The sequence below is a fragment of the Nonomuraea sp. GTA35 genome (assembly GCF_041950525.1).
Taxonomy (GTDB): Bacteria; Actinomycetota; Actinomycetes; order Streptosporangiales; family Streptosporangiaceae; genus Nonomuraea.
Map to the genome: position 1 here is coordinate 118,379 of NZ_JBGNUV010000018.1, position 22,073 is coordinate 140,451.

General features: G+C 71.4%; 18 protein-coding genes. 9 read left to right on the forward strand and 9 right to left on the reverse strand.

Annotated elements, in window-relative coordinates; all coding sequences use genetic code 11:
* Positions 1-290 precede the first annotated feature (290 nt).
* Genes tkt through pgl form a run of 6 tightly spaced genes read left to right on the forward strand, consistent with a single transcriptional unit; the run spans position 291 to position 8,348 of the window.
* On the forward strand, positions 291-2,321 hold the full coding sequence (gene tkt, locus ACBJ32_RS50930; RefSeq protein ID WP_375133114.1) for a transketolase: 2,031 nt from the start codon (positions 291-293) through the stop codon (positions 2,319-2,321).
* Between the two features lie 7 nt (positions 2,322-2,328).
* Positions 2,329-3,420 carry a transaldolase gene (tal, locus tag ACBJ32_RS50935; RefSeq protein WP_375133070.1) on the forward strand — a complete coding sequence of 364 codons (1,092 nt, stop codon included), beginning with the start codon at positions 2,329-2,331 and terminating at the stop codon, positions 3,418-3,420.
* Positions 3,420-5,033, forward strand: coding sequence for a glucose-6-phosphate isomerase (locus ACBJ32_RS50940; RefSeq protein ID WP_375133115.1), 1,614 nt, complete (start codon positions 3,420-3,422; stop codon positions 5,031-5,033). The genes tal and ACBJ32_RS50940 overlap by 1 nt, the downstream gene beginning before the upstream one ends.
* Position 5,034: 1 nt before the next feature.
* Positions 5,035-6,636 (forward strand): glucose-6-phosphate dehydrogenase, encoded by a 1,602-nt coding sequence (gene zwf / locus ACBJ32_RS50945; protein WP_357879597.1) that lies wholly within the window; start codon positions 5,035-5,037, stop codon positions 6,634-6,636.
* Positions 6,637-7,551, forward strand: coding sequence for a glucose-6-phosphate dehydrogenase assembly protein OpcA (locus ACBJ32_RS50950; protein WP_375133071.1), 915 nt, complete (start codon positions 6,637-6,639; stop codon positions 7,549-7,551).
* Between the two features lie 23 nt (positions 7,552-7,574).
* The gene (gene pgl / locus ACBJ32_RS50955; protein ID WP_357879602.1) at positions 7,575-8,348 is read left to right on the forward strand and encodes a 6-phosphogluconolactonase; all 774 of its coding nucleotides are present in this window, start codon (positions 7,575-7,577) and stop codon (positions 8,346-8,348) included.
* A 4-nt stretch (positions 8,349-8,352) separates the two neighbouring features.
* Here pgl and ACBJ32_RS50960 read toward each other — a convergent pair whose 3' ends face one another.
* From ACBJ32_RS50960 to add, 4 genes are all read right to left on the reverse strand, one after another.
* Positions 8,353-8,910: a hypothetical protein gene (locus ACBJ32_RS50960; RefSeq protein ID WP_375133072.1), complete on the reverse strand. Its 558-nt coding sequence runs from the start codon at positions 8,908-8,910 to the stop codon at positions 8,353-8,355.
* A gap of 22 nt (positions 8,911-8,932) precedes the next feature.
* On the reverse strand, positions 8,933-11,026 hold the full coding sequence (locus ACBJ32_RS50965) for a hypothetical protein (RefSeq protein WP_375133073.1): 2,094 nt from the start codon (positions 11,024-11,026) through the stop codon (positions 8,933-8,935).
* Positions 11,026-11,400, reverse strand: a complete 375-nt coding sequence (locus ACBJ32_RS50970; RefSeq protein WP_375133074.1) for a hypothetical protein — start codon at positions 11,398-11,400, stop codon at positions 11,026-11,028. The genes ACBJ32_RS50965 and ACBJ32_RS50970 overlap by 1 nt, the downstream gene beginning before the upstream one ends.
* A gap of 360 nt (positions 11,401-11,760) precedes the next feature.
* Positions 11,761-12,780, reverse strand: a complete 1,020-nt coding sequence (gene add / locus ACBJ32_RS50975) for an adenosine deaminase (protein ID WP_375133075.1) — start codon at positions 12,778-12,780, stop codon at positions 11,761-11,763.
* Positions 12,781-12,878: 98 nt separating this feature from the next.
* Between add and ACBJ32_RS50980 the strand changes: the two genes are divergently transcribed.
* The gene (locus tag ACBJ32_RS50980) at positions 12,879-13,625 is read left to right on the forward strand and encodes a class I SAM-dependent methyltransferase (RefSeq protein ID WP_375133076.1); all 747 of its coding nucleotides are present in this window, start codon (positions 12,879-12,881) and stop codon (positions 13,623-13,625) included.
* A gap of 19 nt (positions 13,626-13,644) precedes the next feature.
* Here the strand turns inward: ACBJ32_RS50980 and ACBJ32_RS50985 are convergent, their stop codons facing one another.
* Genes ACBJ32_RS50985 through ACBJ32_RS51000 form a run of 4 tightly spaced genes read right to left on the reverse strand, consistent with a single transcriptional unit; the run spans position 13,645 to position 18,866 of the window.
* The gene (locus tag ACBJ32_RS50985) at positions 13,645-14,223 is read right to left on the reverse strand and encodes a TetR/AcrR family transcriptional regulator (protein WP_375133077.1); all 579 of its coding nucleotides are present in this window, start codon (positions 14,221-14,223) and stop codon (positions 13,645-13,647) included.
* A gap of 11 nt (positions 14,224-14,234) precedes the next feature.
* Positions 14,235-15,104 (reverse strand): oxidoreductase, encoded by an 870-nt coding sequence (locus ACBJ32_RS50990; RefSeq protein ID WP_375133078.1) that lies wholly within the window; start codon positions 15,102-15,104, stop codon positions 14,235-14,237.
* 40 nt (positions 15,105-15,144) lie between these two features.
* Positions 15,145-16,623 (reverse strand): glycosyltransferase, encoded by a 1,479-nt coding sequence (locus ACBJ32_RS50995; protein ID WP_375133079.1) that lies wholly within the window; start codon positions 16,621-16,623, stop codon positions 15,145-15,147.
* A complete protein-coding gene (locus ACBJ32_RS51000) occupies positions 16,620-18,866 on the reverse strand; it encodes a hypothetical protein (RefSeq protein ID WP_375133080.1) in 2,247 nt (748 codons plus the stop codon). The genes ACBJ32_RS50995 and ACBJ32_RS51000 overlap by 4 nt, the downstream gene beginning before the upstream one ends.
* A gap of 454 nt (positions 18,867-19,320) precedes the next feature.
* Here ACBJ32_RS51000 and ACBJ32_RS51005 point away from each other — a divergent pair, with 454 nt between their 5' ends.
* Both ACBJ32_RS51005 and ACBJ32_RS51010 read left to right on the forward strand, forming a co-directional pair.
* Positions 19,321-19,896 (forward strand): RICIN domain-containing protein, encoded by a 576-nt coding sequence (locus ACBJ32_RS51005; protein ID WP_375133081.1) that lies wholly within the window; start codon positions 19,321-19,323, stop codon positions 19,894-19,896.
* Positions 19,893-21,176, forward strand: coding sequence for a glycosyltransferase (locus ACBJ32_RS51010; RefSeq protein ID WP_375133082.1), 1,284 nt, complete (start codon positions 19,893-19,895; stop codon positions 21,174-21,176). Before ACBJ32_RS51005 ends, ACBJ32_RS51010 begins: the two co-directional genes overlap by 4 nt.
* 86 nt (positions 21,177-21,262) lie before the next feature.
* On the opposite strand, the gene ACBJ32_RS51015 is transcribed toward ACBJ32_RS51010, so the two are convergent.
* On the reverse strand, positions 21,263-22,036 hold the full coding sequence (locus ACBJ32_RS51015) for a hypothetical protein (RefSeq protein WP_375133083.1): 774 nt from the start codon (positions 22,034-22,036) through the stop codon (positions 21,263-21,265).
* Positions 22,037-22,073: the final 37 nt, after the last annotated feature.

The window sequence follows — 22,073 nt, forward strand, 5'->3', positions numbered from 1 at the left end:
AAACTGTAGTCGCAGGGGCGGCCGGTCCGGCCAATGGGGGGCTTGCGCCGTACCTGGACACGCGAGGACGGAATGGGAATCGATCACCAGTCCCACTCGGTTAGGGTCCGGTGTAGGCGCGGGCGCGCAACCTGCGGCAGGCCGCCGCGACGCGGCCGGCCTCGGGCGGGACAGCCACATCCAATGACAACTAGATTCCGGAGATCGAGCACTTGAGCACCGAACTCGTGCCAGCCCTTGAATGGACCGACCTGGACAAGCAGGCGGTCGATGTCGTTCGAGCCCTGGCGATGGACGCAGTGGAGAAGGCGGGCTCGGGTCACCCCGGCACCGCCATGAGCCTGGCCCCCGCCGCATACCTGCTCTTCCAGCGTGTGATGCGCCACGACCCGACCGACCCCGGCTGGCTCGGGCGTGACCGGTTCGTGCTGTCGTGCGGCCACAGCAGCCTGACGCTCTACATCCAGCTCTACCTTTCCGGTTACGGCCTGACCCTGGACGACCTCAGGCGCCTGCGCCAGTGGGACAGCCTCACGCCGGGTCACCCCGAGCACGGGCACACCGCCGGAGTGGAGACCACGACGGGCCCCCTGGGCCAGGGCATCGCCAACGCCGTCGGCATGGCCATGGCGGCCCGCCGCGAGCGCGGCCTGTTCGACCCCGAGGCCGAGCCGGGCACCTCCCCGTTCGACCACCACATCTGGTGCATCGTCAGCGACGGCGACATCGAGGAGGGCATCAGCCACGAGGCCAGCTCCCTCGCCGGCCACCAGAAGCTGGGCAACCTCGTCGTCGTCTACGACGACAACCACATCTCCATCGAGGACGACACGGCCATCGCGCTCTCCGAGGACGTGGTCAAGCGCTACGAGGCCTACGGCTGGCACACCCAGAGCGTCGACTGGACCGAGACCGGCGAGTACGTCGAGGACGTCCAGGCCCTCTACGACGCCCTGCAGGCGGCCAAGGCGGAGACGGACCGGCCGTCGTTCATCCGGCTGCGCACGATCATCGGCTACCCCGCGCCGAACAAGCAGAACACCGGCAAGATCCACGGCTCCGCCCTGGGCGAGGCCGAGGTCGCCGCCACCAAGGAAGTGCTGGGCATGGACCCGGCCAAGACGTTCGACGTGCCGGCCGCGGTGCTGGAGCACGCCCGCGGCGTCGCCCAGCGCGGCCGCGCCGACCACGCCGAGTGGGAGAAGTCCTACGCCGAGTGGCGGCTGGCCAACGACGAGCGCGCCGCCGAGCTCGACCGCATCTCCCGCCGCGAGCTGCCGGCCGGCTGGGCCACCGCGCTGCCGTCGTTCGAGAAGGGCACCTCCATCGCCACGCGCAAGGCGTCCGGCGAGGTGCTCAACGCGCTGGCCCCGGTGCTGCCCGAGCTGTGGGGCGGCTCGGCCGACCTGGCCGAGTCCAACCTCACCACGATGAAGGGCGAGCCGTCCTTCATCCCCGAGGAGTTCCAGACCAAGGACTTCAAGGGCAACCGCTTCGGCCGCACGCTGCACTTCGGCATCCGCGAGCACGCCATGGGCGCCATCCTGAACGGCATCGCGCTGCACGGCGGCACCCGCCCGTACGGCGGCACGTTCCTGGTCTTCTCCGACTACATGCGGCCCGCGGTGCGGCTGGCCGCGCTGATGAAGCTGCCGGTCACGTACGTGTGGACGCACGACTCGATCGGCCTCGGCGAGGACGGCCCCACCCACCAGCCGATCGAGCACCTGTGGGCGCTGCGCGCGATCCCCGGCCTCGACGTGGTGCGCCCGGCCGACGCCAACGAGACGGCGTACGCGTGGAAGGCCGTGCTGGAGCACACCGACCGCCCCGCCGCCCTGGCGCTGACCAGGCAGAACCTGCCGGTCGTGGAGGGCACCAGCGCCGAGGGCGTGGCCCGCGGCGGCTACGTGCTGCGCGAGGCGTCCAACGGCCAGCCGAAGGTCATCGTCATCGCCACGGGCAGCGAGGTGGAGATCGCGCTGAACGGCCGGGAACTGCTGGAGTCGCAGGGCATCCCCACGCGGGTGGTCTCGATGCCGTGTGTCGAGTGGTTCAACGGGCAGGACACCGCATATAAGCAGACGGTTCTGCCCTCGTCGAACAGGGCTCGGGTGGCGGTCGAGGCGGGCATCGCGCTCGGCTGGCACGAGTACGTCGGCGAGTGCGGTGAGGTGGTCAGCCTCGAACACTTCGGTGCCTCTGCGCCGTACAAGACTTTGTACGAGCAGTTCGGGCTGACGGCTGAGCGCGTGGCGGCGGCGGCCAGGGCGAGCCTGGCCAAGCTGGGTCAGGACAAGGGCGAGACGACGGGAAACTGAAGCAGAGATGAGCGAGATCCTCAACAAGCTGTCCGGCCAGGGCGTTGCCATCTGGCTCGACGACATCAGCCGTGAGCGCCTGCGCACCGGCAACCTCGAGCAGGTGATCCGGGAGAAGAACGTGGTCGGGGTGACCTCCAACCCGACCATCTTCGCCAACGCGCTCAGCAAGGGCGACGCGTACAACTCCCAGCTCCACGACCTGGCCGTGCGCGGCGTCGACGTGGGCGAGGCCGTGCGCGCCATCACCACCTACGACATCCGCTGGGCCGCCGACGTGCTGCGCCCGGTCTACGACGCCACCGGCGGCGTGGACGGCCGCGTGTCGCTGGAGGTGGACCCGCGCCTGGCCCGCGAGAGCGAGAAGACGATCGCCGAGGCCCGCGCGCTGTGGTGGATGGTCGACCGTCCGAACCTCATGATCAAGATCCCGGCCACGGTGGAGGGCCTGCCCGCGATCACGCAGGCGCTGTCCGAGGGCATCAGCGTCAACGTCACGCTGATCTTCTCCCTCGAGCGGTACCGCGCGGTGATGGACGCCTGGCTCGCCGGTCTGGAGGCCGCGCAGGCCAAGGGCCTCAACCTGGCCTCGATCGAGTCGGTGGCCTCGTTCTTCGTCAGCCGCGTCGACACCGAGATCGACAAGCGCCTCGACAAGCTCGGCAAGCCGGAGCTGAAGGGCAAGGCGGGCATCGCCAACGCGCGCCTGGCGTACGCGGCGTTCGAGGAGGTCATGAACTCCGAGCGGTGGCAGCGCCTGCGCGCCGCCGGCGCCCGCCCGCAGCGCCCGCTGTGGGCCTCGACCGGCGTCAAGAACCCCGAGTACTCCGACACCATGTACGTCGACCAGCTCGTCGCCCCCGGCACCGTCAACACGATGCCGGAGAAGACGCTCGACGCCACGGCCGACCACGCCAACATCACCGGCGACACCGTCCGCCCGTTCTACGAGCAGGCCTGGAACACCATGGCCGCGCTCAAGGACGCCGGCGTCGACTACGACGACGTGGTGAAGGTCCTGGAGGACGAGGGCGTGGAGAAGTTCGAGGCGTCCTGGAACGAGCTGCTCGAGAGCGTCACCAAGAACCTGGTTCCGTGATGGAGGTGTCCTACCGCGAGGAGGGGGTGGCCTCGGCCGCCTCCTCCGTCGCGGGGCGCCTCGTCGCCGACGGCGTGCCCGCGCGGCTCGCCGGCGGCGACCCCACGCTGTGGGGTGAGGACGCCGAAGCGGAGGCGGCGGTCAGGCTCGGCTGGCTGACCCTGCCCCGCTCCTCCCGCGAGCTGCTGCCCGCCCTGGGCGAGCTCGCGGCGAGGGCCCGCGCCGAGGGCCTGACGAACGTGGTCCTGGCCGGGATGGGCGGCTCGTCGCTGGCGGCGGAGGTCATCTGCGCCACCTGCGACGTGCCGCTCACCGTGCTCGACACGACCGACCCCGGCCAGGTCCGCCGCGCGCTGACCGACGGCCTGGAGGCCACGGTCGTGGTCGTGGCGAGCAAGAGCGGCTCGACCGTGGAGACCGACTGCCATCTGCGGATCTACGAGCGGCTCTTCGCGGACGCGGGCATCGACCCCGCGGGCCGCATCGTGGTCGTCACCGACCCCGGCTCGCCGCTGGCGCGGCGGGCCGCCGAGGCCGGCTTCCACCTGGTGCTCGGGCCCGAGGACGTGGGCGGCCGCTACTCGGCGCTGTCGGCGTTCGGGCTGGTGCCCGCCGCGCTGGCGGGGGCCGACGTGGCGCGGCTGCTCGACGAGGCCGAGGAGGTGCTGCCGCTGCTGTCGCTCGACAGCGGCAACCCCGGGCTCGACCTGGGCGCGGCGCTCGGCGGCGCGGCGCTGGCCGGGCGCGACAAGCTGGTCCTGGAGGACCAGCTCTCGCCCATCTTCGGGCTGCCCGACTGGATCGAGCAGCTCGTCGCCGAGTCCACCGGCAAGCAGGGCAGGGGCATCCTGCCGGTCGTCGGCGCCGACCCCAACAGGTCGGGCGACGAGCTGGTCGTGGCGATCGAGTCCGACGTCGGCGACGTGCGCGTGGACGGGCCGCTGGGCGCGCAGTTCCTGGTCTGGGAGTACGCCACCGCCGTCGCCGGGCTGCTGCTGGAGGTCGACCCGTTCGACCAGCCGAACGTGGCCGAGTCGAAGGAGAACACCGCCGCCCTGCTGGCCCTGCCCGACCTGCCGACCGGCGCGCCCGCGTTCGTGGACGGCCCGGTCGAGGTGTACGGGTCGGCGACGGCCAAGGACCTGCCCGGGCTGTTCGGCGAGCTGCTGCACGCGATCCCCGGCGACGGCTACCTGGCGATCACGGCTTATCTGGACCGGCTGGCCGCCTTCGACGCGCCGGTGCCCGACGGGGCCGACTTCGAGCAGATGACCGACGCGTGGATGATGGCCGATCCGCTGACGTTGCGGACGCTGCTCGCGCTGCGCACCGACCGGCCGGTGACGTTCGGGTGGGGGCCGCGGTTCCTGCACTCCACCGGGCAGTACCACAAGGGCGGGCCGCAGAACGGCGTGTTCCTGCAGATCACGGGGGCGGTGACCGAGGACGTCGCCGTGCCCGGCAGGCCGTACAGCCTGGGCCGGCTGCAGCTCGCCCAGGCGCTGGGGGACCTGGGGGCGCTGGAGACCCGCGGGCGCCCGGCCGTACGCCTGCATTTGACCGACCGCGCGGCGGGCGTCGCGCGTTTGCTCGAGGCCGCACAGGAGGCTTGAGATGACAGACCCGGCAGCACCCGCGGAGGAAGCCGCCACCGTGGCGGCGGCCGTCGCGGGCACCGCCACGACCGAGGCAGTGGCAGCCGCCAACCCGCTGCGCGACCCGCGCGACAAGCGGTTGCCCCGGGTGGCGGGACCGTGCGTGATGGTGTTGTTCGGCGTGACGGGTGACCTGGCCAAGCGCAAGCTGCTACCGGCGATTTACGACCTGGGGAACCGGGGGCTGCTGCCGCCCGGCTTCTCGCTGGTCGGGTTCGCCCGGCGCGATTGGAAAGACCAGGATTTCGCCCAGTTGACGCACGACGCCGTCAAGGCGCATGCCCGGACGCCCTTCCGCGAGGAGGTCTGGAAGCAGATCCGCGAGGGCATCCATTTCGTTCCCGGCGAGTTCTCGGACGACGGGGCGTTCGACGCGCTGGCCATGGCGTTGGCTGAGATCGACGAGACCCGCGGCACGGGCGGAAACTACGCTTTCTACCTGTCTGTGCCGCCGAAGTTCTTCCCCGTGGTGGTGGAGCAGCTCAAGCGCACCGGGCTGTCCGACGCGCCCGAGGGCTCGTGGCGGCGCGTGGTGATCGAGAAGCCGTTCGGGCACGACCTGCAGTCGGCCCACGAGCTGAACGAGATCACCACCTCGGCCTTCCCGGAGAGCTCGATCTTCCGGATCGACCACTACCTGGGCAAGGAGACCGTCCAGAACATCATGGCGCTGAGGTTCGCCAACAACCTCTACGAGCCGATCTGGAACCGCAGCTTCGTCGACCACGTGCAGATCACGATGGCCGAGGACATCGGCATCGGCGGCCGCGCCGGCTACTACGACGGCATCGGCGCCGCCCGCGACGTCATCCAGAACCACCTGCTCCAGCTCCTCGCGCTCGTCGCGATGGAGGACCCGACCTCCTTCGAGGCCAACTCGCTGCGGCGCGAGAAGGAGAAGGTGCTCAAGGCCGTGCGGCTGCCCGCCAACCTGGGCCTCAACACCGCGCGCGGCCAGTACTCCGCGGGCTGGCAGGGCGGCGAGAAGGTCGTCGGCTACCTGCAGGAGGAGGGCATCTCGCAGGAGTCCATCACCGAGACCTACGCCGCCGTCAAGCTGGAGATCGCCAACCGGCGCTGGGCCGGGGTGCCGTTCTACCTGCGCACCGGCAAGCGCCTGGGCCGCCGCGTCACCGAGGTGGCCGTGGTGTTCCAGCGGGCGCCGCACCTGCCGTTCAGCAAGGACGACACCGAGATCCTCGGCCAGAACGCGCTGGTGATCCGGGTCCAGCCGGACGAGGGCATCACGGTGCGGTTCGGTTCCAAGGTGCCCGGGACGGCGATGGAGGTGCGCGACGTCTCCATGGACTTCGCCTACGGCGAGTCGTTCCTGGAGTCGTCGCCGGAGGCGTACGAGCGGCTGCTGCTCGACGTGATGATCGGCGATCCGCCGCTCTTCCCGCACCAGCGGGAGGTGGAGCTGTCGTGGAACATCCTCGACCCCATCGAGGAGTTCTGGGCCACGCAGGGACAGCCGGAGCCGTACGAGTCCGGTTCGTGGGGGCCCGAGTCGGCCGACGCGATGATGGCCCGCGACGGCCGCGTGTGGAGGAGGCTCTAGATGACAACGTTCATGCTCACGGACACCACGGCCGGGAAGATCGCCGCCCAGCTCACGCACCTCCGTCACCAGATGGGCGCGCCCGCCATCGGCATGGTGCTCACGCTCGTCGTGGTCAGCGAGGAGCGCCACCAGTACGACGCGCTCCGCGCGGCCACCGAGGCGGCCCGCGAGCACCCCTCGCGCATCATCGTGGTGATCAAGCGTGAGCCGGAGGAGGCCATCAGGCTCGACGCCGAGCTGCGCATCGGCGAGAACACGCCCGGCGAGGTGGTGGTGCTGCGCCTGTACGGCGAGCTCACCGACCACGCCGACTCCGTGGTCAGCCCGCTGCTGCTGCCCGACACGCCGGTCGTGGCGTGGTGGCCGGGCGCGGCCCCCGACGCGCCGTCCAAGGACGCGATCGGGGCGCTGGCGCAACGGCGCATCACCGACGCCAAGGGCTTCGACGACGGCGGCGTCAAGTCGCTGGTCATCCGGGCCAAGGGGTACGCGCGCGGCGACACCGACCTGTCCTGGGCGCGGCTGACGCCGTGGCGCAGCCTGCTGGCCGCCGCGTTCGACCAGCCGGTGGGCAAGGTACGCAAGGGCACCGTGGAGGCCTCCCCCGGCCACCCGAGCGCGCCGCTGCTGGCCGCCTGGCTGTCGGAGCGGCTCGGCGCCCCGATCAAGGTCGTCGACTCCCCCGGCCCCGGCCTGACCTCCGTACGCCTGCAGCTCGGCGACGGCGAGCTCGCGGTCGTCAGGACCGACGCCCGCCTGGCCACGCTCTCCCGCCCCGGCCAGCCCGACAGGAACGTGGCCCTGGCCAGGCGGCAGACCTCCGAGCTGATGGCCGAGGAGCTGCGCAGGCTCGACACCGACGAGATCTATGAGGCCGCGGTCAAGCGGTTCGCGAGGACGTACAAGGGATGACGGCAGTTCAAGGGGAGACGACCATGAGCGTTCCCGGCATCGTCGTTCACCGCGACGCCGACGTCCTGGCCAAGGCCGTCGCCGCGCGGATCATCACCCGGCTGGTCGACGCGCAGTCGGCCAAGGGCTCGGCGTCGATCGTGCTGACGGGCGGCACCGTCGGCATCGCCACCCTGGCGGCCATCGCCGCCACCCCCGCCAGGGACGCCGTCGACTGGCGGCGCCTGGACATCTGGTGGGGCGACGAACGCTTCCTCCCCACCGGCGACAAGGAACGCAACGAGACCGGCGCCCGCGAGGCCCTGCTGGACCACGTGGACGTGGATCCCGCACGGGTGCACGTCATGCGCGGCCCCGACTCCGGCATGACGGCCGAGGAGTCGGCCGACGCGTACGCCACCGAGCTGCGCCAGGCCGCCAGGCCCGAGGACCACGGGCCGGTGCCGAGCTTCGACGTGATGCTGCTCGGCATGGGCCCCGACTCCCACGTGGCCTCCCTCTTCCCGGGCATGCCCGCGCTCTACGACACCCGCCCGGTGGTGGCGGTGCACGGCTCCCCCAAGCCGCCGCCCACCCGCATCTCCCTGACCCTGCCCGCCATCCAGGCCTCCCGCGAGGTGTGGGTGGTGGCGGCGGGCGAGGAGAAGTCGGGCGCGGTCCGGCTCGCCCTGTCGGAGTCCGGGCCCGTCCAGGTGCCCGCCGCGGGGGCACGGGGGCGGAGGCGGACGTTGTTCCTGCTGGATCGGACGGCGGCGAGCAAGATCCCGCCGGGGCTGGGGCGGCTGGCGTCGCCGTGAGGCGCTAAGGGGGCGGCGGGGAGCCGAGGTCGCACGTGAACATCTCGGCGAACCGCCGCTGGGCGATTCTCATGAGCTGGACGAGGTCGTGGTCCTGGTCGCGGGCGGGGTTCCGTTTGACGGTGATGCCGATGAGGGAGTCGTTCGATCCGCAGCGGAACCACGCCTCCACCGTCCGGTACGGATAGAGGCGGATGTCGAAGTCGCTGATCAGCCCCGTGCCGAGCTCCTCCGGCAGGTCGACCGGATTGCGCTTCTTCCCGAACTCCATGAACCGCTCGATGGCCCGGCGAGAGGCCGACACGTCATAGCTCGTGATGACTATCCCCTGTTCGTCGTTCGATATGACGCAGCTGTAACCCTCAGGATCGCGTTCGTCGTCACCCGCCCGATAGGGGCCCGTGTAGCCCGTCAGCTCTGCCACGGCCGCCTGCGGGATGAAGTAACAGAGGTAGGGAGGACGATCGGCGACCGAGCCCCGGACAGGCGCAGGGCGCGGGGTTGGAGAGTGCGCGGGCTTGTCCGGAGTGCATCCGGCGAGCAGCATGACCACGCCGGCCACGCCCAGCCACCGTGCCGGGCGCCTATCCACGGTCACCCACCCCGGCCTTGATGTTCTTTTGAAAGGTGTCGGCTCCGGTGGCGGCACCCTGCTGCGCTTCCTGGTGATCAGCCGGAACCGTGGTGTTCTTCGCCATCCAGTGCGTGAAGCTCTCATAGTCGTCTCTACTCATGAGCAGCGGGCTCTTCACCCTCGGCGGGTCGCCGGCCACGAAAGGCTGATCGAGATCGTCGCGCTCGTAGGCTCCGTGGGCCACGGCAGACGATGCGAGCATCTGTTTCACCAGCTCTCGGGCGGCTATGTCACTCGACGCCGCGTCGCCGTAAGCCCTCATGGCCTTGCCGCCGGCGTGCCCGCTCTGCTTCACCAGCCAGTCCCCGGCCCTCACAAAGCCGTCCTTGACGAAGCTCTCGTAGATGGTGTCGGCTGTCTTGACTCCTAGCTTGCCGACCTGCTGAGCGAAGGGGATCGGGACCAGGCCGAGGCCTTCCTGGACCATTTTCCGCAGCGCTTCGTCCGCCGCGTCCGCTTCCTTGCCCCAGCTGACCAAGGCGGTGCGGCGCGCCTCCATCAGATGCCCGAGCGCCGCGGAGTCGAGCGCGATCGTGTTGTCCGTGGCGTCCCTGTCGCGTGTCGCCAGCCCATGGTCGATCCCGCCTCGCATATGAGCGACCTGCGCGTGCAGGAGAGCCTGATACGCCTGTTCGTCGACAGCCACGTCGAGCAGGACATGATCAAGGTCGGTCGGGTTGAAGCGGGCGGTCGGTCTCGTGTCGACCTCACCCGTGAGCTGATCGTCGGACAACCGAGGATGGCGCTGGAAGTGCGAGAACACCATGTCGTCGATGTGCTCGGCGAGAATGCGGCCCATGTTGTCGCGGGCGCCGGACAGCCGATCGAGCTCCGACGGGTTCTTGAGCTCGATGTTTCCCGCGTCGTTGACCGACACGTGCGACGCGACGACGTCCGAGTAGATCTGCGTCGCCATGACGGCCAGCCGCTTGGACTCGGCGTCCGCCCCCTTCATCGCCGCCTCCATGGCCTCCCCCAATGCTTCGCCGTGATCGCCCATGCCCCACTGCGGACGCCGACCATCCATGAGGTACGCCAGGAGATCCCTGCTCCCGATGAGTGCCTGGGAACGTTCCTTCGACGCGCCGGCAGCGGTCAGCAGTGCGGCGACCGGATCGGCGACCCCGATCGCGCCGGAGCCGGAGAACGGCCGCGTGTCCAGGGGAGCGGGCAGGTCGTAGGCGTCGGTGTCGCGTGCCAGGGGCCACTCACCGTTCTTCTTGAGGAAGTCACGATCCCACCGGATCATGTCCTGGCCGATCGTGGTCATGAACGCCTCGCTGTAGGCCTCCGCCGGCGCCGACGCGAGGATCTGGCCGATCGACCAGTATCCATGGACCGTCATCTGCCCGCCCATCCCCGGAACCTGGATCTCCGCGCGTCCCTGCTTCTTCAACTCCTCCAGGAACCGCCGGTTGACGTGGGCGCTCTTGCTCGGGTCGGTCGCCGTGGCGAGGGCCTTGCCGAGCAGGAGCAGCACGTCGCGATTCTGCCGCCGGACCGCCTCCGCCGAGCCGTCGCCGGCGTCGAGGGCATGGCGTACGCGTGTTCCCATGGCGGCGGGCAACATGGTCAGGCCCTGCGGTCCAAGTTTCTCGATCAGGGCGGTGGCGAACCTAGGGTCGGACATCCACCCCTTGTACGCCGCGAGTTTCCCCACCGCTCCCGCGTCACTGCGCGTGGCTGCCTCCACCAGCGAGGCTGCCTGGGCCGCTTGCGCGCGGATCTCGGCCGGGATCATCCTCGACTCGTCGATCCGCGTCAGCCCGGGCCGGACGATCGAGCCGGGCAGGGGATTGCCGAACACGTCCACATCGACCTTCTCGGCCTCGTACGCCAGATCCCGTCGGCGGTAGAGGTCTGGCGCCTGCTCGGTCAGCCACTGCCCCACCCGGCCGATCGCGGCCAATCCCGGATGGGCGAGTTCGACCTCGTTCAGAATCGCCCGAAGCCGCGCCGCGCAATCCGCCAACCCTTTTCCCGCATTTTGCACACCGTGCCCGAGTTGGTGCATTTCTGTGGGGTCGATCGAGGAAAAGGGCATCAGTCGCCCGGCCTCATCACGGTCGCCTGTGAAATCTCTTCATGGAGATGGTCGATGATTCCGCGCAGCCCCCGCCACAGTTCCGCGCGCTGACGCACCAGGTCGCCGGCGAACAGCTCGGCGACCGGCCCTGTCCAGGTACGCCCGCCCGACATCTGCTGCAGCGGCCGGTCCAGACAATGCCAGTGCTGGTCCGATAATTCCTGAGCGCGGCGCAGCGCGTCCATCAACTCGGCACGAGTAGCCATGAGAACCTCCCAGCCGAGTCGTACACAAAGCATGCCGACCGCGCCTCGTTTTCCGCTGGATTCACTTTGCCACGCCGCCATTTCGGCGTCATCCCGCTCGGCGAAAACGTTCTTCCCGCCGAACATGGATGTGAGATCGGAGCCGATCCTTGGGATCGCCTCATGGCGGAGGAGTCCATCACGGTGCCGCACCTACTCGGCTGGAGGCGACGGCACAGGCGCCCAGGACGTCAACCGCAACGAGTGCCCGGCGTGCTTCCTGTAGCGCGAGGACGAGGGCCGCAGCCACCGTACTGGCTGAAGGAGCGGCCGTACGCCGACTTTGCACGGCCGAGGGCCGACTCCGGATCCGGCTGACCCATCGTGCCCCCACCCCGCTGCCCGGCTTGCCCCACGGGATGCGCACCTCCTGTTCTGTCCGGAGCCGGTCGATCCGGGCTCGGCGACCTCTCCGTCCTCCGCCCCGACCCGGCTGGTCCGCCGACCTCAGCCGGTCGCGACCAGCGCGTCGATCTCGGCCAGCAGTTCCTGTTTGCGCCCCTCCCCCAGATACGACGCCCGCACCCCATTCCGCGCGAACTGCGCCAGTTCCTCCTTCCCGAACCCGAACACCCGGTGCGCCACCCGGTACTCCTCCGCCAGCGTCGTGGCGAACATGGGCGGGTCGTCGCTGTTCAGCGTCACGTACAGGCCCTCCTCCAGCATCCGGGGCAGCGGGTGGTCCTCGATGCGGGTGACCTGGCCGGTGCAGACGTTGGAGGTGGGGCACACGTCCAGCGGGAGCTGGGTGTCGCGGAGGTGGGACACCAGCCGGGGGTCCGGGAGGCAGTTGATGCCGTGGCCGATGCGCTCGGCGCCGTAGCCGTCGATGACCTCCCAGATCGTCTCCGGGCCGGTCATCTCGCCGCCGTGCGGGACGCTGTGGAGGCCGGCGGCGCGGGCGGCGGAGAAGGCGGAGCGGTAGATGTCGCGGTATTTCGGGCGTTCCTGTTCTATGCCGCCGATGCCGAAACCTACCAGGGCGGCGGGAGGTTCCTGGAGGGCGTGCTCCAGCGTCACCTTCGCGGCCTCCTCGCCGTACTCGCCCGGGATGTCGAAGATGTAGGCCATCTCCACCCCGTGATCGGTCAGGGAGCGGCGGGCGGCCAGGTCGAGGGCCTCGGTGACCTCGCGCATGGGCATGCCGACCATGCGGTGGGCGTACGGGGTGACCTGGAGTTCCACGTAGCGGGCGCCCTGGGGGGCGAGGTCGCGGGCCAGGCCGAGGACGAGGGTGGCGACGTCCTCCGGCTCGCGTACGAGTGCGTTGACGGCCCGGTAGACGCGGGCGAAGTGGGGGAAGTCGACGAAGCGGTAGAACTCGCGCAGTTCCTCCTCCGTGGTGGGCACCGCGCTGTCGGGGTGGCGGCGCGACAGCTCCAGCACGGTCGTGACCGAGGCCGAGCCCACCAGGTGGACGTGCAGCTCGACCTTGGGGAGGGCGTCGATGAAGGCGTCGATGGTCATGCGGATGACCTTAGGGGTGATATTTCGCGAAAAAACAGGGGTTGAGGCGGAATCTCACGTGAGATTGTCAAGTTCCCCGGCTGGGCTAGGCTGGGCCGGTGACCAACGCCGAAGCGTACGATCGCGGCTTCGCCCACCTCAGCTCCCACACCGTCGGCCCCCTCCTGGCCGCGGCCCGGGAGAGCCGCGCCCCGCGCCTGCTGGACGTCGGCTGCGGCACCGGTGTGGTGACGGCGGCGGCGCTCGCGCTGGGGGCCGAGGTCACGGCCGTCGACTGCGATCCGGTCATGCTGCGGCTGATCGCCCGGCGGCATCCGTACGCGGCCATCCGCCAGGCCGCGCTGCCCGAGCTGCCGTTCGACGACGAGCAGTTCGACTGCGTCGCCGGGAATTTCGTCATCAACCACGTGCCCGACGCCGCCGCGTCGCTCCGGGAGCTGCGCCGCGTGCTGCGCCCGTCCGGCACGCTCGCCCTGACCTGGTGGAAGGCCGACGAGATGACGGCCACGAGCGTCTTCACCGAGGCCATCGCCGCGACAGGGGTGCCCTACGACCCTCCGGCCCGTCCGTTCGCCGCCCATGCCACGCCGCCGTCGTTCATCGCCCTGCTGGAGGGGGCGGGGTTCAGGGAGGCGGCGGTGGAGGCGGTCCGGTGGCGCCACCAGGTGGATCTGGCGGCGTGGTGGGCGGATGTGGTGGAGGCGGGCGGGCCGAGGTTCGGGATGATCGGCGGCCAGCCGCCGGAGGTCGCGGAGCGCATCCGGGCCGAATATCTGCGGCTCGCGGCCCCGTACGCCGGGGAGGGGTTCCCCGTCTGCGCCTACCTGGCCAGGGCCACCCGGTAGGCGGGCCGTGCCCGACGGGTCATCGGCAGCGCGCCAAGGCGGTGACCACCGGCATGAGCACGCCGTCCACCGACTCCGTCACGAACCCCTCGTCGAACTCCGGCCCGGTGAAGATCATGCGATGCCACACCAGCGCCTCCGCGACGCCGAACAGCCGCCCGGCGTCGACGGGCCCGGCCAGCTCGCCCCGCTCGACGGCCCGCTCGAGCAGCGCGTCCACGTCGCCGAGGTTCCTGGCCGGCATGTGGGCGCGCAGGGTGCGGGCCGGCTCCTGGTCGGACACCAGCGTCGAGGACAGCCCGATGACGAGCGCGTGCTTGCGCTCCACCGCCTCGCACAGGCCGCGGAAGATGGTGGTCAGGTCGCCGCGGAGGGAGCCGGTGTCCTGCCCCGGCGGCGCGTCCGTCTCGAAGCGCCGGCAGATGACGTCGACGACCAGCTCCGGCTTGCCCGCCCAGCGCCGGTAGATGGTGGCCTTGCTGGCCCTGGCCCGTTTGGCGATCTGGTCGACGGTCATGCGGTCGTAGCCGACCTCGGACAGCAGCTCCACGGTGGCGTCGAGGATGGCCCTGTCACGGTCAGGGTCGAGGGGAGCCACGTGCACGTCCTTCAGCGGTTGGCCAGCTCGTCGAATCGTACGCCCGTCAGCTCCATGGACACCTCCCACAGCCGCGCCGCGAGCTCCTGCGAGCGGGCCTTCTCCGAGGGCCGCAGCAGCTTGGCCTTGGGCCCGACGTACTCGCCCCCGCGCACGTCCGGCGAGGTCGCGGCGTACAGCGAGGGCACGGCGCCGGCCGCGGCGGACTTCAGCAGCAGCCGCACGAGCGGCTGGAGCGGCCCGAGCTTCACGATGTTCGTGGCGGTCGTGCCGGGGTGGACCGCGATGCTCTTCAGGTCCACGCCGGCGCGCTCGGCCCGCCGCTGCAGCTCCAGCGCGAACAGCAGGTTGGCGAGCTTGGAGCGCCCGTACGCGGACATGCGCCCGTAGCCGCGCTCCAGGCCCAGGTCGTCGAAGTCGATCCGGCCGGCGGCGTGCGCGTCGCTGGACACCGTCACCACCCGCGCGCCGGGACGGGCGGCCAGCAGGGGCAGGAGCAGCCCCGTGAGCGCGAAATGCCCCAGGTGGTTGGTGCCGAGCTGCATCTCGAAGCCGTCCCTGGTCCGCTGCCTGGAGATCAGGGCGACGCCCGCGTTGTTGACGAGCAGGTCCAGCTCGCTCACTCCTGCGGCGAACCGCCTGACCGAGGCGAGGTCGGCCAGGTCGAGCCGGCCGAACTCGACCCGGGCGTCGGGCGCCTCGCGCAGGATCAGCCGGACGGCCTGCGCGCCCTTGTCCGGGTCGCGCGCCGCCACGACGACGTGGGCGCCGTGCCGGGCCAGCTCCAGCGCGGTGGGCAGGCCGATGCCGCTGTTGGCGCCGGTCACGACCGCGGTCCTGCCGGTCAGGTCGGGCATGGAGGCGGGGGTCCACGTCGTCATCGCCACTCCTGGTGTACGAGACCGTTTCGTACACCATACCTCAGCGGAGCGCCGGCTCAAGATCCTCGTCGTCGTCCCCGAGAGGGCCGCCGTCCACCAGGCCGTGCTCGGTCAGCTCCCAGAAGTGGCGCCGGTCCGGCCTGGCGAGCTGCCACAGCGCCTTGTAGGCGGCCACGCTCATCAGCGCCCAGTAGAGCGGGATGGACAACATCGCCCGGACCGCCGGGAAGAGCCCGCGCTCCAGGCAGCCGGCCATCATGCAGTAGACCATCAGGAAGTTGCCGATCACCATGGCCGCGGCGCCGCAGTAGAGCGAGACGGGCGGGAAGAACGCCTGCACGTACCGGGTGCCGGTGCACAGGTAGAGCAGCGTCAGCCCCCAGAAGAACGGGTTCGCCAGCGTGGTCAGCGTGGACAGGCCCATCGTGAGATGGAAGGCGAGGGTCCGCTTCGTCCCCAGTTGCCGCCACAGGCGCACCGGGTGCCGGGTGTGGACGAGCCAGGTCTGCAGGTAGCCCTTGATCCAGCGGCTGCGCTGGCGGATCCAGTTGCCCAGGCGGCTGTTGGCCTCCTCCTCGGTGACCGAGACCATCATGCGCACGTCCCAGCCGCGCCGGGCGATGCGGATGCCCAGGTCGGCGTCCTCGGTGACGTTGTACGGGTCCCAGCCGCCCAGCGCGAGCAGCGCGTCGGTGCGGAAGTGGTTGGAGGTGCCGCCCAGCGGGATCGGCAGCCGGTAGCGGTCGAGCCCGCGCAGCATGAGGCTGAAGTGGGTGGCGTACTCGGCGGAGAAGCAGCGGGTCAGCCAGTTCGTCCAGGGGTTCCAGTACTGGAGCTCGGCCTGGACGCAGACCACCCTGCCCGGCAGCGCCCGGAAGGCGAGCACGGCCTTGCGGAGCTGGTCGGGCTCGGGCCGGTCCTCGGCGTCGTAGACCACCACGAACTCGCCCCGCGCCCGGGCGAGCCCGATGTTGCACGCCTTCGGCTTGGTCCGCGGCGTGGACGGCGGCACGAGCACCACCTCGAACGGCGCGCCCAGCTCCGGCAGCGCCGCGCGGGTCTCGTCGTCGTCCTCCTCGATCAGCAGCAGGATCTGCAGGGACTCGGCCGGGTAGTCGAGCCTCGCCAGGCGCTCCAGCAGGAACGGCAGCACCGCGGCCTCGCGGTACAGCGGCACCAGCACCGTGTAGGACGGCAGCGCCCCGCCGGACAGCCGGTGCAGGCCGGCCTCGTCCGGATCGATGACCGAGGCTCCCCACGCTCCCAGCACGACGACCGTCTTGAAGACGAGCACGAGGAGGTAGACCGCGGTGGCGAGCGCGACGGCGGCCTGGCACCACCACAGCGGCGACGGGCCCCACCCGAACGCCAGGTGCGCGAGCAGCGCGGCGGCGATCACGGCCGACGCCAGGACGGCGCAGGCGGCCTGCCCGCGGCTGAGCAGGCGCCTGGCGCTGAGCTCCGCGTCGAGGACGCCGATGCTCGCGTGCCCGGCTCGCTCGCGAGGTGGCGTGGTCATGACACTCGCCTCCGATAGATGTGCTGGACGGCGTCCCGGTAGACCAGCGTGAAGTCATGCGTCAGCGAGGGCCGGTCGCGAAGCGCGCGCCAGGTCCGGTCCTCCCTGCCCGGGGCGGTGCGCGCGTAGATCCACCCGATTCCCTCGCCTGCCGGATCCCGCAGCGCCTGCTCCCACAGGCGGAAGCTGCCCTCGTAGACGATCCGCCCCAGCGGGATGCGGGAGTCGAAGGCGGCGATCTCGTTGCCGTGGTTCTCCATGAGCACCAGCCCGCCGTCGTAGTGGCGCCGCCACCAGTCCACCGCCCGCGCGACGGCGCGCTCGTCGCGGCCCGCGTGCCAGCTCATCGGCTCGGCGAGCGTCGCGGTGCCGGGCACCGCCACGACGGTGGCGATCATGCCGCAGGCCAGCGCGGCACGGGCCCAGCGGGCCCGCAGCGGGGCGAGCGACACCAGGTAGCCGGCGAAGACCGCGGCGCCCAGCGCCATCACCAGCGCGAAGCGCACGTTGTAGAAGCTGCCGTGCACCTCCGGCACGTGGAGCGGCCGCTGCCCCAGGTACAGGGCGAGGACGAAGAACGGCACGAAGATCAGCAGCGTGTACGGGGCCACGTCCTCGACCCGGAGCCGGCGCCGCCAGGCGTACACCAGCGCTCCGGCCCCGCCCGCCAGCGATGTCAGGAGGCCGAGCGCGTGCGCCATGGCGTGGGCGTAGGTGCTCGCGGCGACGCCCGGCGCGCCGATGTTCGGGTCGTCGGGCGAGACCCACAGCGCCGGCTTGGCGTACTCGCCGGAGTGCCAGTACAGCCAGTCATCGAAGATCAGCCAGCTCCAGGCCACCCAGCCCGCGATCCCGGCGAACGCCGCCACCCCGAAGAAGATCAGGTGTGCCTCCAGCCGGGCAAGATCGCGCCAGCGGCGGAAGGAGACGTACCCCACCACGGCCGTCATGGCCACCGCCAGCACCCAGCCCTCGTAGCGGGTCAGCGTGGCCAGCAACGTCGCCGCCGAGGCGATCGCGAGCTGCGTGTGCCGTCCGGTGCGGCACCATCGCGCCAGGTGGTGCACCGCCGCGGCGATGCAGGCGAACAGCAGCAACTCGGTCATCGGGGTGCTCTGCAGGTAGAGCACGTTGGGGTTGAGCGCGAGCAGCCCGGCCGCCGTGACCCCGGCCGCCCTGCGGCGCGCGCGCTCGGCGCCCGCCGTCCCGGCGGCGATCAGGTACGCGTACCGCACGGTCACCACGTACGAGGCCATCGAGATCAGCGAGCCCGCCAGCCCCGAGTAGAACAGCGCGTCGTGCCAGACGACGGGCAGGGCCAGCAGGTGCGGCAGCGGCGGCCAGACGCCGCCGAGCTGGGCCAGCCCGGGGGTCGGGCTGTCGATGACCCGGCGGGCGATGAGCAGGTGCGAGCCGCTGTCGTTGTAGGCCAGCACGGAGCCCAGGTCCAGGTGGTACAGGCAGGCCAGGACCGACAGCACCACGCTCGCCGCCGTCACCAGGGCGAGTACCGGGTCCCGCGGCATCCGCCAGGCCGGGCGGCGCGCGCCGAGGCTGAGGCCCGCCCTGGCCCGTGAGACGGCGCGCGGCGCCGGAGCACGGCCCTGCCGGGACAGCGGGAGCTCGACGATCCGCACGTCTCCCCGCGCCGACGCCAGGGACGCGGGCCGCGCCGCCCCGCCGTGGCCCCACTCCTCCAGCAGCCACCGGTCGAGCAGCCGGTAGGAGCACAGGCCGCCCCGCGCGCGGCTCCTCGGCAGCAGGCGGTCCCACGCGGCCCAGGGCAGCACGGTGGCGCGGCGGGTGCGTGACCGCGCCCGCTCCGGCGTCCCGACCACGGCGTCGGCCCGCTCCTCGCGCTGCACGCGCAGGAGCACGGGCAGGTCGGCGGCGTGGATCCGGTCGCCCGGCCCGACCAGCACGAGCCTGCGCATGTCGGTGCGCTCCAGCGCGGCCAGCACGCCTGCCCGCTCGGCCTCCGCCGAATCCGGCTCACCTTCGTGCGGCACGGTCAGGACGCGGTCGGGGTAGCGCGAGGCCAGCAGGTCCAGGGCGCCGGGGACGCCACCGGGCTCGCCGACGATGACGATCCGGTGCTCCAGACCCGCCTCCGCCAGCGTGGCGAGCAGCGATTCGACTTCGTGTTCCAGGCATTCGGGCCGGGAGCGCGCGGGGAAGACCACGGCGACGCCGTCGTCCTTCCCCACCGGGTTCAGGCCTGGCGGATGCTCCTGGGACGGCATGCGATGCTCACCGCCTCCGCGCCGCGCCGGCGGTGAATGCCGCACGGAAATATCCGAGATCAACGCGCAAGCTCGCCATCGCCCCGAATCGCAGAACGCGCACACCTCTACAAGTCATGTCTCTCCAACCATGCGATTCGAAAAGGCCACAGGTCGCCAGATTCACGGGGCCGGGAGATTTGCCCGTACCGCCCAACCGACACCGATTATCACTGTTGTCGCAGCTCAGAGCCGCGATATCGCCCCTCAAAGCCTGGCAAAGACTCGTATTGTCCACACAGGTCGATAGATGTCCGCTTTATGCAGAATGCCGTAGCGATCGCGGACACACCCCGGAAACAGGGCGTGTGCATCCGGGGAATTCACGTGCTCGCAGTTAGCATGACTCCGCGATATTCGCGATGCTCACGTCGCCGGGCGCTAACCGGCTATTCATGACAAAAAAGGACCCATCATGAGGTTGTGCACCACTGCCCGCGCCGCCGCGGGCTGCGCCGTCACGGCGATCGCCCTCGCCACGCTCTCCGCCCCGTCCGCCGTCGCGGACCCCGGCCCGGGGCACGGCCCGGGGCACGGCCCGGGGCACGGCCCGGGGCACGGCACCGGCGTCGTGGAGATCCAGACCCACGCCGACAAGTGCTTCGACGTCGCCGGCATCAGCGCGGAGGACCGGGCCCCGATCATCCAGTTCGGCTGCGACGAGGAGGTCCACCAGCGCTTCAGGATCCGCCACCTGCCCGACGGCTCGGTGGCGATCCAGACCTTCAACGGCAAGTGCCTCGACGTCCTGCACGGCAGTGCCGACGACGGCGCGCCGATCGTCCAGTTCCGCTGCCACCTCAACCCCAACCAGCGCTTCCAGCTCGCGCCGGCCAGCCGTGGCCGCGTGGAGATCCGCACCTTCGCCGGCAAGTGCCTGGACGTGCGCGAAGGCAGCCTGAACGACGGCGCGCCGATCATCCAGTTCCGCTGCCACGGCGGCGCGAACCAGCGCTTCCACCTCGCGTCCGAGCCGTGGTCCGGCATGTGAGCAACGCGCCGGCCCGCCGGCGGCTGCAGGCGCAGGATCCTGCGCCTGCAGCCGCGCTGGCCAGCGTGGACATCGTCATCCCCGTGCTCGACGAGGAGCGCGCGCTGCCCGGCTGCGTCCGCACGCTGGCCGCCTACCTCGACGCCTTCCCGCTGCCGTGGCGGATCACGATCGTGGACAACGGCAGCACCGACGGCACCTGGCGGGTCGCCACCGCGCTGGCCGCGGAGCTGGAGCAGGTGCACGCCCGGCGGCTGGACATCCGCGGCCGGGGCGCGGCGCTGCGGGCGGCCTGGCAGGACAGCCCTGCCGACATCGTCGCCTACATGGACGTCGATCTGTCCACCGACCTCGACGCCCTGTTCCCGCTGGTGGCCTCGGTGGCCAGCCGCCATTCCGAGATCGCCGTCGGCACCCGCCTGGCACCCGGCGCGCGCACGCGCCGCTCGCTGCGCCGCGAGGTGGTGTCCAGGGGCTACAACGCCCTGCTCAGGCACGGGTTCGGCGTCCGGTTCAGCGACGCGCAGTGCGGGTTCAAGGCCGCCAGGACGGACGTGGTCAGGCCGCTGCTGGGCAAGGTCGAGGACGACTCCTGGTTCTTCGACACCGAGCTGCTGCTGCTGGCCGAGCACAACGGGCTGCGGGTGCACGAGGTGCCGGTCGACTGGATCGAGGACACCGACTCGCGGGTACGCGTCGTCAGGACCGCCATCGACGACCTGAAGGGGCTGGCCAGGGTCGCCTGGTCGATCTCCAGGGGGCGGGCCCGGGTGGAGGTGGCGCGGCCGGAGCCGACGCCCACGCATCCTGACGCGGTGGTCGCCCGGCCCCGCGAGGCCACGTTCCTGTCGTTCGCCATGGTCAACGCGGTCTCCTGCGCGCTGTACGCGCTGGTCTACCTCAGCCTGCGCGAGATCTGGCCGCCCGCCGCCACGAACCTCGGCGCCGTCGCCCTGACCTTCCTGGTGAGCGGCGCGGTCCCGCGCCGGTGGACGGTCACCCGGCTCAGGCGCGCCGCCGTGCGCGTGCGCTCCGCGGCGCGCTTCTCCATGGTGTACGCCCTGACCACCGCCGCCGTGCTGGCGGTGCCGGCAGCCGCGGGACGGGCGGCGGAGGTGGGCGCGGTGCTCGCCGCGTACGGCCCGCTCGCGCTGTCCCGCTGGATCGCCGGGAGCAGGAGGACCCGGCAACGGTCATGGACGCGCCGCCGCCGCAACGCGCACCGCCGGATGGCATGCCGCCGGATAGCCCGCCGCCACCGCTTCCGATCCCCCGTCTGACGCTGCCGGGCGGCTCGCGTACCCGCCGGCGCTGCCGGGCGGCTCGCGTACCCGCCGGCGCTGCCGGGTGTGCCACGCCCCGGCTTCTAGCGGTCCAGGCGTTGCCGGGCGTGCCGCTCCTCCCGCTGGGTCACCTCCAGCCGCTGACGGGCCTCGTCCAGCTTCTTGCGGGCCTTGGCCAGCTTCTTCTCCAGCCGCGCGACCCTCTCCGCCCGCTCGTCGTGCTCCGCGTGGGCGGCCTCCAGCTCCCCCAGCCACTCCTGGTGCGCCGCCTCCGCCTCCTGGCGTTCGCGAGCCTTCCTGGCCTCGGCCTCCTCACGGGCGCGCGCCTGCGCCGCCTCGTCCTCGGCCCGCTCCTCCGCGCTGCGCTTCCGCCGGGAGACCGGCGCGCGCGGGATGGGGGCGGGCGCGAACCCGCTGTACTGCAGCGGCTTGGCCAGGCGCCCCTGGCGGACCTCCGCGGCCGCCCCGGCGTCCACCAGCGCGGCGTCGAGTGTCTGGTCCACCTCGGTGCCGGCCGCCGCCGACAGGCCGCCCCCCTGCCTGGCGAGCCGGCCCGCCTTGGCGGCGACCTCGCCCCTTCGCTGGGTGAGCTCCGCCAGCGCGCCGGCGTCCTGCTCCTGCCAGGCCGCCCGCAGCCGCTCCCCCACGTCGAGGAGCTCGGCCAGCTCGCCGGGATGTTCGCGGGCGAGCCGGTTCACCGCCCAGGCGGACACCGTCGGCTTGCGCAGCCGCGCGATCTCGCGCGAGAGCCGTACGTCGCCCGCGTCCTTGGCCGCACGGGCCTCGGCCGTGCGTGCGGCGGTGAACTCGGACGGCGGCAGCGCGTAGAGCCTGTCCGCCACCTCGTCAAGATCCACACAGGACAAATACCCCACATGCGCGGTTTCCTAGCGC

Bases quoted from the DNA above. Each gene is read 5' to 3' on its own strand.
- ACBJ32_RS50995 (WP_375133079.1), bottom strand. From the start codon at position 16,623: ATGACCACGCCACCTCGCGAGCGAGCCGGGCACGCGAGCATCGGCGTC.
- ACBJ32_RS50965 (WP_375133073.1), bottom strand. From the start codon at position 11,026: ATGCCCTTTTCCTCGATCGACCCCACAGAAATGCACCAACTCGGGCAC.
- ACBJ32_RS51005 (WP_375133081.1), top strand. From the start codon at position 19,321: ATGAGGTTGTGCACCACTGCCCGCGCCGCCGCGGGCTGCGCCGTCACG.
- zwf (WP_357879597.1), top strand. From the start codon at position 5,035: ATGACAGACCCGGCAGCACCCGCGGAGGAAGCCGCCACCGTGGCGGCG.
- ACBJ32_RS51000 (WP_375133080.1), bottom strand. From the start codon at position 18,866: ATGCCGTCCCAGGAGCATCCGCCAGGCCTGAACCCGGTGGGGAAGGAC.
- tal (WP_375133070.1), top strand. From the start codon at position 2,329: ATGAGCGAGATCCTCAACAAGCTGTCCGGCCAGGGCGTTGCCATCTGG.
- ACBJ32_RS50990 (WP_375133078.1), bottom strand. From the start codon at position 15,104: ATGACGACGTGGACCCCCGCCTCCATGCCCGACCTGACCGGCAGGACC.
- tkt (WP_375133114.1), top strand. From the start codon at position 291: ATGGACGCAGTGGAGAAGGCGGGCTCGGGTCACCCCGGCACCGCCATG.
- ACBJ32_RS50970 (WP_375133074.1), bottom strand. From the start codon at position 11,400: ATGTTCGGCGGGAAGAACGTTTTCGCCGAGCGGGATGACGCCGAAATG.
- ACBJ32_RS50950 (WP_375133071.1), top strand. From the start codon at position 6,637: ATGACAACGTTCATGCTCACGGACACCACGGCCGGGAAGATCGCCGCC.
- pgl (WP_357879602.1), top strand. From the start codon at position 7,575: ATGAGCGTTCCCGGCATCGTCGTTCACCGCGACGCCGACGTCCTGGCC.
- ACBJ32_RS50940 (WP_375133115.1), top strand. From the start codon at position 3,420: ATGGAGGTGTCCTACCGCGAGGAGGGGGTGGCCTCGGCCGCCTCCTCC.
- add (WP_375133075.1), bottom strand. From the start codon at position 12,780: ATGACCATCGACGCCTTCATCGACGCCCTCCCCAAGGTCGAGCTGCAC.